Here is a 14,542-nt window from a genome sequence, read left to right on the forward strand (position 1 = left end):
GCTCAGCTCTGTGTGAGAGGCGTCAGCTTCTGGCCCTGGGCCGGGATGTGTGGCGCCTCTCGCCGTTCCAGGCCGAAGCTGGTGAAGGCGGTGCGGCGCGGCAGCGGGTACGGCTCCTTGCCCGTCAGTGAGTTGAGGATGGTGGCGCTGCGCCAGGCGGCGAGGCCGAGGTCGGGGGCGCCGACGCCGTGGGTGTGTTTCTCGGCGTTCTGTACGTAGACGGAGCCGGTGACGGACGCGTCGAGGACGAGCCGGAACTCGTCGTCGATCCTGGCCCGCCCCGCGGAGTCGTGGCGCAGGTACGGGTCGAGCCCGGCGAGCATCCGGTCGACGGGGCGTTCGCGGTAGCCGGTGGCGAGGACGACGGCGTCGGTGGTGAGGCGGGAGCGGGTCGACTGCTGGACGTGCTCCAGATGGAGTTCGACCTTGGTGGTGGCGACGCGGCCGGCGGTACGGACCCGGACGCCGGGGGTGAGGACGGCGTCGGGCCAGCCGCCGTGGAGGGTGCGCCGGTAGAGCTCGTCGTGGATGGCGGTGATGGTGTCGGTGTCGATGCCCTTGTGCAGCTGCCATTGACGTGGCACGAGGTCGTTGCGGGTCTGCTCGGGCAGCGCGTGGAAGTAGCGGGTGTAGTCGGGGGTGAAGTGCTCCAGGCCGAGCTTGGAGTACTCCATGGGGGCGAAGGCCTCGGTCCTGGCGAGCCAGTGGATCTTCTCGGCGCCGGCGGGCCTGGCCCGGAGCAGGTCGAGGAAGATCTCGGCGCCGGACTGGCCGGAGCCGATGATCGTGACGTGCTCGGCGGCGAGGAGCCGTTCGCGGTGGTGCAGGTAGTCGGCCGAGTGGAGGACGGGGACGTTCGGGGCGTCGGCGAGCGGCCGCAGGGGTTCGGGTACGTACGGTTCGGTGCCGACGCCCAGGACGACGTTCCGGGTGTACGCGCGGCCCAGGGCCTCGGCCTCGCCGTCGTTGTCGAGCTGGGTGAAGTCGACCTCGAACAGGGCGCGTTCGGGGTTCCAGCGCACGGCGTCGACCTGGTGGCCGAAGTGCATCCCGGGCAGCTGGGCGCTGGCCCAGCGGCAGTAGGCGTCGTACTCGGCGCGCTGGATGTGGAACTTCTCGGCGAAGTAGAAGGGGAAGAGCCGGTCGCGGGAGCGCAGGTAGTTGAGGAACGACCAGGGGCTGGCGGGGTCGGCGAGGGTCACCAGGTCGGCGAGGAAGGGGACTTGGAGTGTGGCGCCTTCGATGAGGAGGCCGGGGTGCCAGTGGAAGGCGGGGTTCTGGTCGTAGAAGGCGGTGGCGAGACCGCCGGGGACGCCCTGGGCGAGCGCGGCGAGCGAGAGGTTGAAGGGGCCGATACCGATGCCCACCAGGTCATGGGGGTGGTCGAGGTCGCGCTGGGGGGTGCTGCCGGTCATCGGTCGGTGCTGCCTTCCACGAGGTCCAGGATGTCTTGGAGGTCGCCGGGGGTGGTGTGGGGGTTGAGCAGGGTGGCCTTGAGCCAGAGCCGGCCGTCCGCGTGGGCGCGGCCGAGGACCGCGCGCCCTTCGGTGAGGAGGGTGCGGCGGATCGCGGCGACGGTGGTGTCGTCGGCGGCGGTGGGCCGGAACAGGACGGTGGTCAGGGCCGGGCGCTCGTACAGCTGAAGGCCGGGGCTCTTCTCGACGAGGTCGGCGAGCTGGTGGGCGAGGTCGCAGACCCGGTCGACGAGCGCGCCCATGCCGTCTTGGCCGAGGGCGCGCAGGGTGACGGCGATCTTGAGGATGTCGGGGCGGCGGGTGGTGCGCAGGGAGCGGCCGAGGAGGTCGGGGAGGCCGGCCTCGGTGTCGTCGGCGGCGTTGAGGTAGTCGGCGGTGTGGGAGAGGGCGTCGAGGTCGCGCCCGTCCCGTACGGCGAGGAGTCCGGCGGCGACCGGCTGCCAGCCCAGTTTGTGCAGGTCAAGGGTTACGGAGCGGGCGCGGTCGAGGCCGGCGAGGAGGGGGCGGTGGGTGCCGCTGAAGAGGGCGGCGCCGCCGTAGGCCGCGTCGACGTGCAGCTCGGCGTGGTGGGCGTCGCAGAGGTCGGCGATGTCGGGGAGCGGGTCGATGCTGCCGGTGTCGGTGGTGCCGGCGGTCGCGGCGACGAGGAGGGGGCCGTGGAGGTCGGTGAGCGCCTCGTCGAGGGCGACGGGGTCGAGGGTGCCGTTGGGGGTGGGTACGGCCACCGGCTCGGGGAGGCCGAGGAGCCAGGCGGCGCGGCGGAAGGAGTGGTGGGCGTTGGCGCCGACGACGGTCTGGACGGGGTGGCCCGGGCCGTGGCGCTCGCGGGCGAGGAGGAGCGCGAGCTGGTTGGACTCGGTGCCGCCGGTGGTGACGAGGGCGTCGGGGCGGGGAGCGGTGGGGTAGACGGCCGTGGCCAGGGCCTTGGTGACCAGTTCCTCCAGGGCGGAGGCGGCGGGGGCCTGGTCCCAGGAGTCCATGGAGGGGTTGAGCGCGGATGCGGCGAGGTCGGCGGCGGCGGCGAGCGCCAGGGGCGGGGTGTGGAGGTGCGCGGCGCAGAGGGGGTCGGCAGGTTCGGCGGCGCCCGCGGCGAGGGTACGGACAAGGGTGCGCAGGGCGTCGTCGGAGCCGGTGCCGTGGGCCGGGAACGGGTCCCCCAGGGCCTCCCGCACCTGGGCGGCGACCGCGTCCGGTCCGCCGGCCGGGATCGGCCCACCGCGGAGGTGCGCGCCTGCGCGCAGGGCGTCGAGAACGGTGTCCAGGAGGGGGCGCAGGGCGTCGGGTCCGGTCTCGCCTCCGGCGAGGAGGGGGGTCTCGGGGGTGGGCGCGGCACACATGGCACCACCCTGCCGGGGGTTTTACGGGTTTGTCCGGGGAGTGCGCCGGCGTAACCCGAACGGGGGAAGCGGGCCTTGCGCGGAGGTGGCCGGGCAGAGGCGGCCGCCGTCCCCCGGGTCGGCGTTCATTCGTCGTAGACGATGTCCTCGACGGGGTGGGTCCAGCGGACCTTGTGGTCGTTGACTTCGATGATCAGGTCGAGACCGGTGCTGAAGTGGCCGGTGGAGAGGATGGTGAACCTGTCGGCCTTGCGTCGGAGGTAGGCCACGAAGCCGTCCAGTGACGGGTCCCCGTCGTTCTCGAGCACGTACTCGCCGAGCCGGCGGTAGAACTTGGGGTAGATGACGTCCTCGTTCACCGTGGGCGGGGCGGTCACGACGGTGTTGCTGTGGGTCTTGTCGAGCGGCCACAGGCCCTCGCGGTCCGTTCGGGCCTTGACCGCGGTCGCGGCGAGGTCGGTGCGCAGGTCCGGGAAGAGCGTGCGGTAGAAGATCGGGTAGACGAAGCCCGTGGCGAGCAGCTTGTGGTTGACCGTCTCGCGCATCATCGCGGGGGTGAAGAACAGCTCGCCGGCGGCGTCGGCCTCGGGCCCGTCGCCCGGGCCGGTGAACGCGATGCAGCGGCCGTGCGGATCGGCTCCGCGCGTGATCACGTAACCGCGCACCGCGGCCGGGTTGGTGGGGGCCTTCACCTTTCCGCTGGGTGTGCGCTGGACGGGGTCGAAGCCGAGGAGCCGGAGCAGCTCGGCGGCCGCCGCCTCGGCGGGCACCTTGGGCTGATGCAGTTCGGGGCCGCTGACGAAGGGCGGTTTGAAGTGGGTTTCGAGGGCGTCGATGCCCTCCAGGCGCAGGTTGGCCCCGCCGGGGCCGCGGATCACGATCGGGTGGGGGCCGGGGATGGTGCTCCAGGCGTCGGGATCGTCCGGGTAGAACCGGACGGTGTCGCCGTCCGGACGGGTTCCCACGATCCGGAATTCGCCTTGGATACGGAGGTACGGCATGGGGGGCCTCGCAGACGCCCGCAGGGCTGGGGTGGGCTGGGGTGCGGAGGGAGGCCCCGGGCAGACGCCGCGAAGGCGCTCCCCTGCCCACTATGCGGTCTGGACGTCGGCGGGTCCTGTTGGCGGTTCAACCTCTGTGGTGCGTGAGGCCGAACCGCCGACGGGCGCCGTGGTGGGTCAGGCGGTGCGGACCCTCAGGGCCCGGTGGAGGTCGGCGAGTTGGTCGGTCAGTTTGCGGTGGAGGGCCGGGGTCAGGGTGGGGTCCGTGAGGTGGGATTCGCCCAGGGACAGGGACTCCTGGTCGATCGCGAACGCGGGGAACGCGTAGCGGCCGGCCGCCTCGGCCATCGCGGCGCCGCGGCGGGCGCCGAGCGCGGTGGCCGCCGGGTAGAAGCGCGGCACGTACTCCCGTACCAGGTCGGTCTGTTCGGGCTGCCAGAAGCCCTGGGCCGTCGCCGTGAACAGGTAGTTGGAAAGGTCGTCCGAGTCGAAGAGGCGGGACCAGGCGGCCGCCTTCGCCTCGGGTGTCGGCAGGGCGGCGCGGCAGCGGGCCGCGCCCTCCTGGCCGGTGGCGCTGGGGTCCCGCTCCAGCTCCCGGTCGATCGCGGCCTCGTCGACCGCGCCGAGGACCGCGAGCCGGGCGAGGATGCGCCAGCGCAGCTCCGGGTCGGTCTCCGGGCCGCCGGGGACGGTGCCGTCGGCGAGCCAGCCGGCGATGGTGTCGGGCTGGGTGGCGCTGCTGATGAACGTACGGACGGCGGTGAGGCGCAGTCCGGGGTTGTCGCCGTCCTCGGTGCGGCGGAGGAGGTCGCGGGCGAGGCCGGTGAGCAGGGCCAGTGCGGCGGGGCGCTCCTCGGCGGAGACGTACCGGTCGGCGATCTGGGTGCGGGCGAAGGCGAGGACGCCCTGCACGATGGCGAGGTCCGTCTCCGCGGGAAGGTGGGTGCCGGCCGTCGCCAGGTAGTCGCCGGGGGCGAGTTCGCCGTCGCGGACCATGTCGCGCAGGGTGTTCCAGACGAGCGCGCGGGTGAGCGCGTCGGGGATGCCGGAGATGCCGCGCAGGGCGGTCTCCAGCGAGGTCTCGTCGAGGCGGACCTTGGCGTACGTGAGGTCGCCGTCGTTGAGGACGACGAGGACGGGGCGCGGGCCGGGGAGGTCGAGGGGCGCGTTCTGCGGGACGTCGATCTCCAGGCGTTCGCGTGCGACGAGGCGGCGGCCGTCGACGAGGTCGCGGTCGTAGACGCCGACGGCGATGCGGTGCGGCCGGCTGCCGTCGTGCCGGACGGTGAGCGTGGTGCGGGTCTCGTCGCCGCCCGGGTCGGGGGTGAGGGTGTCGACGCCGGTGGTCCGCAGCCACCGCTCGGCCCAGGCGTGGACGTCGCGGTCGGTCGCGGAGGCGAGGTTGTCGATGAAGTCGGCGAGTGTGGCGTTGCCGAACCGGTGCCGCTTGAAGTGGGCGTTGATGCCTGCGAGGAAGTCCTTCTCGCCCATCCAGGCGACGAGCTGGCGCAGGGCGGAGGCGCCCTTGGCGTAGGAGATGCCGTCGAAGTTGAGGAGCGCGGAGGCGGTGTCGGGGACCGCGTCCGGGTCGGGGGCGACGGGGTGGGTGGAGGGGCGCTGGTCGGCGTCGTAGCCCCAGGCCTTGCGCTCGATGCCGAAGTCGATCCAGGTGTCGGGGAAGCGGTCGGAGCAGGCCTCGTTGACGGTCTGGTAGCCCATGTACTCGGCGAAGGACTCGTTCAGCCAGATGTCGTCCCACCAGCGCAGGGTGACGAGGTCGCCGAACCACATGTGGGCCATCTCGTGGGCGATGACCATGGCGCGGGTCTGGCGTTCGGTGACGGTGACGGCGGAGCGGTAGACGAACTCGTCGCGGAAGGTGACGAGGCCCGGGTTCTCCATGGCGCCCGCGTTGAACTCGGGGACGAAGGCCTGGTCGTAGGAGTCGAAGGGGTACGGCTCCTCGAACTTCTCGTGGAAGCGGTCGAAGCAGGCCTTGGTGATGTCGAGGATCTCGTCGGCGTCGGCGTCGAGGTGGGGCGCGAGGGAGCGGCGGCAGTGGATGGCGAAGGGCAGTCCGGCGTGCTCGGTGCGGACGGAGTGCCAGGGGCCGGCGGCGACGCAGACGAAGTAGGTGGAGAGCAGCGGGGTGGCGGCGGCCTTCCAGCGGCCGTCGTTCTGCTGCTCGGTGATGCCGTTGGCGAGGACGGTCCAGCCTTCGGGGGCCTTGACGCTCACCTCGAAGACGGCCTTCAGGTCGGGCTGGTCGAAGGCGGCGAAGACGCGCTGGACGTCTTCCATGAAGAGCTGGGTGTAGACGTACGACTCGCCGTCGGTGGGGTCCTTGAAGCGGTGCATGCCCTCGCCGGTACGGGAGTACCGCATGGTCGTGACGGCGCGCAGCTCGTGCTCGCCCTCCGTGAGGCTCAGCGGGACCCGGTTCTCGACGAGGGAGGCGGGGTCGAGGGGCTCGCCGTCGAGGAGGAGGGAGTGGAGCGTCACGGGCTTCAGCTCGACGAAGGTGTCCCCCGCGGCCCGGGCGGTGAACCGGATGAGCGTGGTGGATTCGAAGGTCTCGTCGCCGGTCGTGAGGTCGAGGTCGACCGTGTAGTGCTGGACGTCGAGGAGCTGGGCACGGGTCTGCGCTTCGTCGCGCGTCAGTACGGACATGGGCCCATGCTGCCCGATGGGGTGGTGGCGGGGCACGGGGGTTCCGCTGACAGCTCAGCGCGGCGTCGTCAGGCCAGGCCGGTGCCGGTGACGTGGGTGAAGGCGGCGGTGATGCCGGGGCGGTCGTATCCGCTCGTGCTCTTGGCGCCGGTGGAGAGGAGCGCGTGGAGGAGGAGGCGGGCCTTGGCGGGGTCGAGCGGGCCGCCGGGGATGATGCCGCGTTTCAGGAGGTCGTGCTCGGAGCCGGGTCCGCGGTAGGTACGGGTGAGGGTCGCGCCGGCGCCGGTACGGGAGGCGAGGACGACGGGGATGCGGGTCGCGAGCCGTTCCAGGGGTTCGACGAGCCAGGCGGGGACGTGGCCGGCGCCGAAGGCGGCGACGACGAGGCCGTCGAAGCGGGAGTCGACCGCTTCGAGGAGTTCGCCGCGGTCGCCGAGGGAGAGGGTGACCAGAGCGACGCGTACCGCCGGGTCGAAGCGGAGGGGGTGGATGGCGCTGGTGCCGGTGGGGCGCAGCAGGACGCGCGGCTCGCCCTCGACGACGGCGCCGAGCGGTCCGGCGCCCGGGGAGGCGAAGGTGGTGACGGAGGTGGTGTGGGTCTTGCGGACGTGCCGGGCGGCGTGGATCTCGTCGGCCAGGACGACCAGGACGCCGAGGCCTGCGCAGCCCGGGTCGGCGGCGACGGCGATCGCGGCGGCCAGGTTGGCCGGACCGTCGGCGCCGGGCAGGTCGGGGCGGCGCATGGCGCCGGTGAGGACGACGGGTCTGCTGGTCTCGCAGAGCAGGTCGAGGAGGAAGGCGGTCTCCTCCAGGGTGTCGGTGCCCTGGACCACGACGACGCCGGAGCCCTCGGCGACGGTGTCGCGGATCTCCTGGGCGAGGGCGGCGAGGTCCTCGAAGGTGAGGGAGGAGCTGGGGAGCCGGCGGAAGTCGCGCAGTTCGACGGCGAGGTCGGTGCCGTCGGTGACGCCGAGGCCGGCGAGGACCTCGGCGCCCGTCATGCGGCTCGCGTCGCCGCCCCGCGCGGAGATCGTCCCGCCGAGGGTGAAGACCGTGACGCGGTTCACGGCTGCGCTCCGTCCGCGATCGTCTCGTGGTGGCGGATGACCTCCGCGATGATGAAGTTCAGCAGCTTCTCCGCGAACGCCGGGTCCAGCTTCGCGTTCTCGGCCAGTTCCCGCAGCCGGGCGATCTGGCGGGACTCGCGCGCCGGGTCGGCGGGCGGCAGCTGGTGCTTGGCCTTGAGGACGCCGACCTGCTGGGTGCATTTGAAGCGTTCGGCGAGCATGTGGACGACCGCCGCGTCGATGTTGTCGATGCTTTCACGCAGCCTGGTCAGTTCCGCGGTGACGGACTCGTCGATCTCGCTCATGAGCAGCGAGCTTAGACGGATCGGGGGCGGATGGTCGGCGGGTGTTCGGGATCCGGGATCCGGTTGCTCCAGCCGCCGGGGACGGTCCGGCCCTGTTGTTCGCGGAAGCGGATGGGGGCGGTGCCGACTCTGCGGGTGAAGAGCCGGGAGAAGTAGGCGGGGTCGTCGTAGCCGACGCGGCGGGCGACGGCGGCGACGGGCAGTTCGGTGGCGGCGAGGAGTTCCTTGGCGCGACCGAGCCGGATGGTGAGCAGGTAGTCCTTGGGGCTGCACCCGGCGGTGCGCCGGACGGCGGTGCGCAGTTCGGCCTGGGTCATGCCGTGGCGGGCGGCGTGCTCGGCGACGGACAGCGGCTGGAAGGCGTCGCGGGCGAGGGCGGTGAGGACGGGGTCGCCGTCGGCGTTGGTGTCGGCGCGGGCGCGGCGCAGGGCGACGAGGAGTTCGTGGACGGCGGCCCCGGTCTCGACCTCCAGGAGGGGGTTGCCCCGGCGGGCGGCGCGGGCGATGCGGGCGACGGCGGCGCGCGGGGCGGTGGCGTCGGAGAGGGGGACGACGGGCCGGTCGGGCTCGATGTAGCCGAGTTCGGTGTAGGTGGTGGTGGCGGGCCCGGCGAAGTCGACGAAGGCCTCGTCCCAGCCGGTGTCGGGGTCGGCGGAGTAGTGGTGGGGTACGCCGGGGGTGAGCCAGATCAGGGCGGGTGCGGTGATGGTGGTGCGGCGCCCGTCGGTGCCCCGGTACCAGCCGCTGCCGGCGCTGACGACGACGGCCACGTGGTGGTCGAGGGTGCGCGGGCCGACGGTGGGCAGGGCGCCGTGCTGGAGTCCGACGCCGAGGCAGACGAGTCCGAGGCGGTGGTGGACCGGGCTGGGCGTGAAATAGCGCATCCAGGTGTGGTACATCCGCCGTACCTGCCTTTCTTCCGTCCAAACAGCGACGATCTTTGTCCATGGACCGGTCCGCCGCCAGAGGGCGAGGGTGACGTCATGAGGACGTTCGCTGTGGGTGACGAGGACTTTCTGCTGGACGGCCGGCCGGTCCGGCTGCTGTCGGGGGCGCTGCACTACTTCCGGGTGCACGAGGAGCAGTGGGGCCATCGCCTGGAGATGCTCCGCGCGATGGGGCTCACCTGTGTCGAGACGTACGTCCCGTGGAATCTGTACGAGCCGGAGCCCGGCCGTTACCGGGACGTGGGCGCCCTCGGCCGTTTCCTGGACGCGGTCGCGGCGGCCGGGATGTGGGCGATCGTGCGGCCGGGGCCGTACATCTGCGCCGAGTGGGAGAACGGCGGGCTGCCGCACTGGCTGACGGGCCGCCTGGGGCGGCGGGTGCGGACGGTCGACGCCGAGTATCTCGCCCATGTGGAGCGCTGGTTCCGCAGGGTGCTGCCGCAGGTGGTGGAGCGGCAGATCGGCCGCGGCGGGCCGGTGATCATGGTCCAGGTGGAGAACGAGTACGGGAGTTACGGCTCGGACCAGGGGTACCTGCGCCGTGTCGCGGATCTGCTGCTCGACTGCGGGGTGGAGGTGCCGCTGTTCACGTCGGACGGCCCGGAGGACCACATGCTGACGGGCGGGTCGGTGCCGGGTGTGCTGGCGACGGCGAACTTCGGCTCGGGGGCGCGGGAGGCGTTCGCGGTGCTGCGGCGGCATCAGCCGTCGGGGCCGCTGATGTGCATGGAGTTCTGGTGCGGCTGGTTCGACCACTGGGGCACGGAGCATTCCGTACGGGACGCGGCGGACGCGGCGGCGACGCTGCGGGAGATCCTGGAGTGCGGGGCCTCGGTGAACCTCTACATGGCGCACGGGGGCACCAACTTCGCGGGCTGGGCGGGTGCGAACCGGGCCGGTGAGCTGCACGACGGCGAGCTGCGGCCGACGGTGACCTCGTACGACTACGACGCGCCGGTGGACGAGGCGGGGCTGCCGACGGAGAAGTACTGGCGGTTCCGTGAGGTGCTCGCGGAGTACGCGGAGGGGCCGCTGCCCGAGGTGCCGGAGCCGCCGCGGCGGATCGCGGGGCCGGTCGAGGCGGCTCTGGCGGAGTGGGCGCCGCTCGGGGAGGTCCTGGAGGTCCTCGGCGACGAGGAGGCGCACACGCCGATGCCGCCGACCTTCGAGGAACTGGGCGTGGACCGGGGTCTGGTGCGCTACCGCCTGGAGGTCCCCGGCCCCCGGCGGCCGTATCCGCTCTCGGTGACCGGGCTGCGCGACCGTGCCGTGGTGTACGTGGACGGGGTCCGGGCGGGCGTGCTGACGTCGGAGGACGCGGTGCTGCCGGAGCCGGTGGCGGGGCCTGCGGTGGTGGAGCTGTGGGTGGAGTCGCTGGGGCGGGTCAACTACGGGCCGCGGCAGGCGGAGCCGAAGGGGATCACGGGCGGGGTCCGGCACGAGCGGCAGTACGTGCACGGGGTGCGGGCCCGGGGCCTGAGGCTCGACGCCCTGGAGGCGGCGGCGGTCGCGAAGGTGCCGTTCCGTCCGGTGGCCGCCGAGGGGCTGCCGGGTCTCCACCGGGCGACGGTCGAGGTGTCCGGGCCGGGTGACGCGGCGCTGTCGCTGCCGGGCGGGACGCGGGGCTTCGTGTGGGTGAACGGCTTCTGCCTCGGCCGGTACTGGAGCGCGGGCCCGCAGGAGTCGCTCTTCGTCCCGGGCCCCGTCCTCCGGGAGGGCGCCAACGAGGTGTGGGTGCTCGAACTGGAGGGCGGGGCGGGGAGCGTACGGCTCGACTGAGCGGTGGGCGTGTACGGGGGCGGCGGCCCCGCCCCCGTACACGCCCGGGGTCGTGCGGGAAGGCCGCCGCTAGAGGGTCGCCGCGGCGGACTTGATCTGGGTGGCGAAGGTCGAGACCTCGGTGTACACGCCGGGGTAGTTCGGGCGGGCGCAGCCCTGGCCCCAGCTGACGATGCCGACCTGGATCCAGGCGCCGGCGTTGTCGCGGCGGAACATCGGGCCGCCGGAGTCACCCTGACAGGTGTCGACGCCGCCCTGGGGGAAGCCGGCGCAGATCTCCTCGCCGGCGATCAGGGAGCTGCCGTACGCCCTCTTGCAGTCGGTGTCGGAGACGAACGGGACGGTGGCCTTGAGGAGGTAGCGCTGCTGCGCACCGCCTTCGCGGGCGGCGCCCCAGCCGGCGACGGTGAAGGTGCCGTTGTTGTACGCGGTGGTGTCGGCGATCTTCAGGGTGGGGACCGAGGTGATCGGCGACGCGAGCTTGATGAGGGCCCAGTCCTTGCCGTTGCCGTTGTAGCCGGGGGCCTGGAGGACCTTGGTGGAGCGGACCTTGATGGCGCTGCTGGACTGGAGGTCCACGACACCGACCGTGGCGGTGATGCTGGTGTTGTTGCCGGAGCCGCTCACGCAGTGGGCGGCGGTGAGGACGATCTGCGAGGTCAGCATGGAGCCGCCACAGCCCATCGAGAGCCTGACCATCCAGGGGAACTCGCCCTGCGCGGCGCGGGTGCCGCCGACGACCGGGGCGGGGGCGGCGAAGGCGTTGGAGGGCTGGAGGCTGACGGCCGCGAGGACGACGGCGCCGGCGGCGGCGATTCTCTGAAGGGCGCGGACGAACCTGTTCTTCTTCAAGTGTCTGCCTTTCATGGGGAGTTGGCCTTGATGGCATGAGCGCGTCAAGGCTTGGTCGGGATTATGGACAGCGCCCGGTGAGGGCCACAAGGGCACGTTTTCGGCCAGCGCCGCACCCCCGCACGGCCTCGTACAGTGGAGGGAAGGGGGTGCGGCGTGCCGAACGGAAACGAAGTCGTCCATGGGTTCCCGCACCTCGCCACGGTCCGGGCCTCGATCACCGCGCTGTACCGGCGTTTGTCGGCGGACGGGGTGCTGCAGTACGGGACGAGCGTGCATCCGGCGGCCGTGGCCTTTACCGACGAGGAGGACCTCCACCTCGGGGCGCAGCGTGTGGCCAAGGCCCTCGTGCACCATCTGAGGCTGCCCGAGGCGCGGATGATCGTGAGCTTCCGGGAGATGGAGCACGCGGCGAGCGTCGAACTGGCCGCCGGTCCCGAGTACTTCGTGGAGCTGAACGACCGCTTCCGGGGCCACCGCAGGGACGTCGGGGCGGCGCTGGCCCATGAGATCACGCACGTGCTGCTCCACCGCCTCGACCTGGGCTTTTCCGGTACCCGGGACAACGAGATCCTCACCGATGTGGTGACCGCCTATCTGGGGGCAGGCTGGCTGCTGCTCGACGCCTTCCGGGAGGACGGGATGTCCAGCCAGAAACTCGGGTATCTGACACCGGAGGAGTTCGGATACGTGCTGGCCAAGCGGGCGGAGGTGTTCGGGGAGGACCCCTCGCCGTGGTTCACCAGCCCCCGCGCCTACGAGGCGTGGACCCTGGGGCGGGCGGAGGCGGCGCGGGACGAGCGGCAGCCGCCGCTGGCGGCGGCCGGGTGGGCGGCGCGGCACCGGTACGCGAAGGACCGCCGCTACGGGCGGGCGGCGGAGGGCGCTCCGTACGCCTTCGAGGGGAGCGGGTCCTCGGCCCGGGTCTCGTTCCCGTGCCCGGTGTGCCGGCAGCGGCTGCGGGTGCCGGCGGGGCGGCGGGTGCGCGCCAGGTGCGGGGTGTGCGGGTCGGTCCTGGAGTGCGACACGTAGACCGCGGGAGGGCTCCGCGGGAGACCTCTGCGGGAGGGCTCCGCGGGAGGGCTCCGCGGGAGGGCTCCGTGAGAGGGCTTCAACTCGTTTGCGCCGTCCGTGCCCGGCGGGTGAAGGTCGGTGGATGAGCACGTTGTTCGAGGCAATGTACGAGGGGGACGACGCCGTGGTGCGCGTCCTGCGGGCCGGGGTCTCCGCCGAGACCGACGACGAAGGGGAGACGGCGCTGTACCGGGCGGCCGTCGCGAACGAGCCGGGGATCGTCCGGCTCCTGCTGGCGGCGGGGGCGGATCCGGGCCGGGGCAGCGGAGAGGAGGCGGGGGACCTTCCGCTGTGCGGGGCGGCCTGCGGCGGCCACGCCGAGGTGGTGCGGGCGCTGCTCGCGGGCGGGGCACAGGCGGACCAGGCCGAGGCGTTCGGCTTCACGGCCCTGGACTGGGCGGTGCGGCTCGGGCACGCCGAGACGGTACGGATCCTGCTCGAACACGGCGCCGCGCCGAGCCGGCCCGGGCCCGACGGGCTCCCGCCGCTGGTGGCGGCGGCGCGGCGCGGCTCGACCGCGAGCGTGCGGGCGCTCCTCGAGTACGGCGCGGGGCCGGCCGAGGACGCCCTGCGGGAGGCCCGGCGCTGGATCGGCGTGGACATCGCCGAGGAGCTGCGGCGTGGACTGCTCGACGCGGGCGGGCCCGAGGGGTCCGGCGAGACCGTGGTGCGGCGCGTGTACGAGGAGGGCGGAGTGACCGTCGTCGTCGACGTGCTGCGGGCGAACGGCGCGCCGAGCAGGGGCAACGAGCAGCAGACCGGGCACGCGGCGATCGCCACGCTCCTGGAGCGGGCACTCGGTGTGCGGGTGTCGCCCGAGGAGCTCGCCACCCGCGCCCTGGGCTGCGGGGACCCGGACCTGGACGACTGGAAGGAGGCGGTCCGCGCGCTGGCCCACCGCGACGACGAGGAGACCTTCCGGGTGGCGGCGGGCTGGTGCGCGAGCGGCGGCCCGCTCCGGCGGGCGCTGGGCGCCCGCGTCCTGGGCAGCCTCGACCGCTTCACGGCGCAGGCCGTCCCGGTCCTGCGCCGCCTCGCGGCGGAAGCGGCGGAGGAGGCTGCGGGGGCCGCGGAGGCCGCGCTGCCGGCGAAGGCGCCCGCGGAGGCGAAGGCCGGAGCGGAGTCGGAGACCGGCGCGGAGGCGAAGGCCGGAGCGGAGTCGGAGACCGGCGCGGAGGCGAAGGCCGGAGCGGAGTCGGAGACCGGAGCGGAGTCGGAGACCGGAGCGGAGTCGGAGACCGGCGCGGAGGCAAAGGCCGGAGCGGGGTCGGAGGCCCGAGCCGGGTGGGAGACCCGAGCCGGGGCGGCGGCGATGGCGGCGGAGGCGGGTCCGGGAGCCTCCCCCGGCGCCGCCCGGGAGCCCGCGCTCTCCGCCGTCGTCGCGCTCGGGCGGTGCGGGGAGGCGGAGGCACTGCCCGAGCTGCTGGCGCTGGCCTCGCACCCCGACATCGAGGTGCGGCGGGCGCTCGGCTGCGCGCTCACCGGGCCCGTGCCCGCCGGGCACCCCGAGGCGGTGTCGACCCTGATCGCACTGAGCCGGGACCACGACCACGGCGTACGGGACTGGGCGACGCTCGCGCTCGCGGAGGTGCCCGAGGACACCCCCGTCCTGCGGGCGGCGCTCGTCGCGCGGCTCGCGGACGACGACGAGGACGCCGTGGCCGAGGCCGCCCGAGGGCTGGCGATGCGTCAGGATCCGCGCGCCGTCGAGGTCTTGGCGCGCATCCTCGCCGACGGCGACCCGGAGGGCTCGGCCCGCGACACCGCGCTGGCCGCCGTCGAGTACATCGCGGACCCCCGGGTCAGGACCCGCCTGGAGTGGACGGCCCCGCGCTGCCGCTGACGGCGGGGGCGGGAACCCCGGCTTCCGGGCGCGCCCGGCGGAGAGCCGAGCCCCCCGTTCCGCCGGGGAATCGCAGGGCGGGCTTCGCCTCGCGTTCACCGACGGGTCATCGCGACCCCCCGTAATGCAGGAGTTGTATGGACAACAGTTGTTCATACATCTTGGCCCCGCTCCCCTTCCCCCATGGAGTAC

11 protein-coding genes are annotated in these 14,542 nt (G+C 73.3%); 3 read left to right on the top strand and 8 right to left on the bottom strand.

The genetic code is table 11. The features are described from left to right. Positions 1 to 2 precede the first annotated feature (2 nt). The 7 genes from ACFY8U_RS21750 to ACFY8U_RS21780 all read right to left on the bottom strand — a co-directional run bounded on the left by ACFY8U_RS21750 (position 3) and on the right by ACFY8U_RS21780 (position 8,754). A complete protein-coding gene (locus ACFY8U_RS21750; protein WP_389572536.1) occupies positions 3 to 1,415 on the bottom strand; it encodes a lysine N(6)-hydroxylase/L-ornithine N(5)-oxygenase family protein in 1,413 nt (470 codons plus the stop codon). Next, positions 1,412 to 2,812, bottom strand: coding sequence for a pyridoxal phosphate-dependent decarboxylase family protein (locus ACFY8U_RS21755; RefSeq protein ID WP_389572538.1), 1,401 nt, complete (start codon positions 2,810 to 2,812; stop codon positions 1,412 to 1,414). The genes ACFY8U_RS21750 and ACFY8U_RS21755 overlap by 4 nt, the downstream gene beginning before the upstream one ends. A gap of 125 nt (positions 2,813 to 2,937) precedes the next feature. Next, on the bottom strand, positions 2,938 to 3,777 hold the full coding sequence (locus ACFY8U_RS21760; RefSeq protein WP_389572540.1) for a nuclease: 840 nt from the start codon (positions 3,775 to 3,777) through the stop codon (positions 2,938 to 2,940). A gap of 213 nt (positions 3,778 to 3,990) precedes the next feature. Beyond that, positions 3,991 to 6,483: an aminopeptidase N gene (gene pepN, locus ACFY8U_RS21765; protein WP_389572542.1), complete on the bottom strand. Its 2,493-nt coding sequence runs from the start codon at positions 6,481 to 6,483 to the stop codon at positions 3,991 to 3,993. A gap of 68 nt (positions 6,484 to 6,551) precedes the next feature. Further along, positions 6,552 to 7,550: an asparaginase gene (locus ACFY8U_RS21770; protein ID WP_389572545.1), complete on the bottom strand. Its 999-nt coding sequence runs from the start codon at positions 7,548 to 7,550 to the stop codon at positions 6,552 to 6,554. Next, entirely contained in the window at positions 7,547 to 7,855 is a 309-nt protein-coding gene (locus tag ACFY8U_RS21775; RefSeq protein ID WP_361432824.1) for a chorismate mutase, read from the bottom strand. Before ACFY8U_RS21775 ends, ACFY8U_RS21770 begins: the two co-directional genes overlap by 4 nt. An 11-nt stretch (positions 7,856 to 7,866) precedes the next feature. After that, a complete protein-coding gene (locus ACFY8U_RS21780; protein ID WP_389572548.1) occupies positions 7,867 to 8,754 on the bottom strand; it encodes an AraC family transcriptional regulator in 888 nt (295 codons plus the stop codon). A gap of 84 nt (positions 8,755 to 8,838) precedes the next feature. Between ACFY8U_RS21780 and ACFY8U_RS21785 the strand changes: the two genes are divergently transcribed. Next, complete coding sequence (locus ACFY8U_RS21785) at positions 8,839 to 10,581, top strand: beta-galactosidase family protein (protein WP_389572551.1); 1,743 nt, start codon at positions 8,839 to 8,841, stop codon at positions 10,579 to 10,581. A 69-nt stretch (positions 10,582 to 10,650) separates the two neighbouring features. On the opposite strand, the gene ACFY8U_RS21790 is transcribed toward ACFY8U_RS21785, so the two are convergent. Further along, positions 10,651 to 11,448, bottom strand: a complete 798-nt coding sequence (locus ACFY8U_RS21790; RefSeq protein ID WP_389572553.1) for a S1 family peptidase — start codon at positions 11,446 to 11,448, stop codon at positions 10,651 to 10,653. Between the two features lie 141 nt (positions 11,449 to 11,589). Here ACFY8U_RS21790 and ACFY8U_RS21795 point away from each other — a divergent pair, with 141 nt between their 5' ends. Together ACFY8U_RS21795 and ACFY8U_RS21800 are read left to right on the top strand one after the other, a co-directional pair. Further along, positions 11,590 to 12,465 carry a hypothetical protein gene (locus tag ACFY8U_RS21795; protein WP_389572555.1) on the top strand — a complete coding sequence of 292 codons (876 nt, stop codon included), beginning with the start codon at positions 11,590 to 11,592 and terminating at the stop codon, positions 12,463 to 12,465. Positions 12,466 to 12,589: 124 nt separating this feature from the next. Then, entirely contained in the window at positions 12,590 to 14,350 is a 1,761-nt protein-coding gene (locus ACFY8U_RS21800) for an ankyrin repeat domain-containing protein (protein WP_389572558.1), read from the top strand. The last annotated feature ends 192 nt before the right edge of the window (positions 14,351 to 14,542 follow it).

It is taken from the genome of Streptomyces sp. NPDC012508, from assembly GCF_042902595.1.
Lineage (GTDB): Bacteria > Actinomycetota > Actinomycetes > Streptomycetales > Streptomycetaceae > Streptomyces.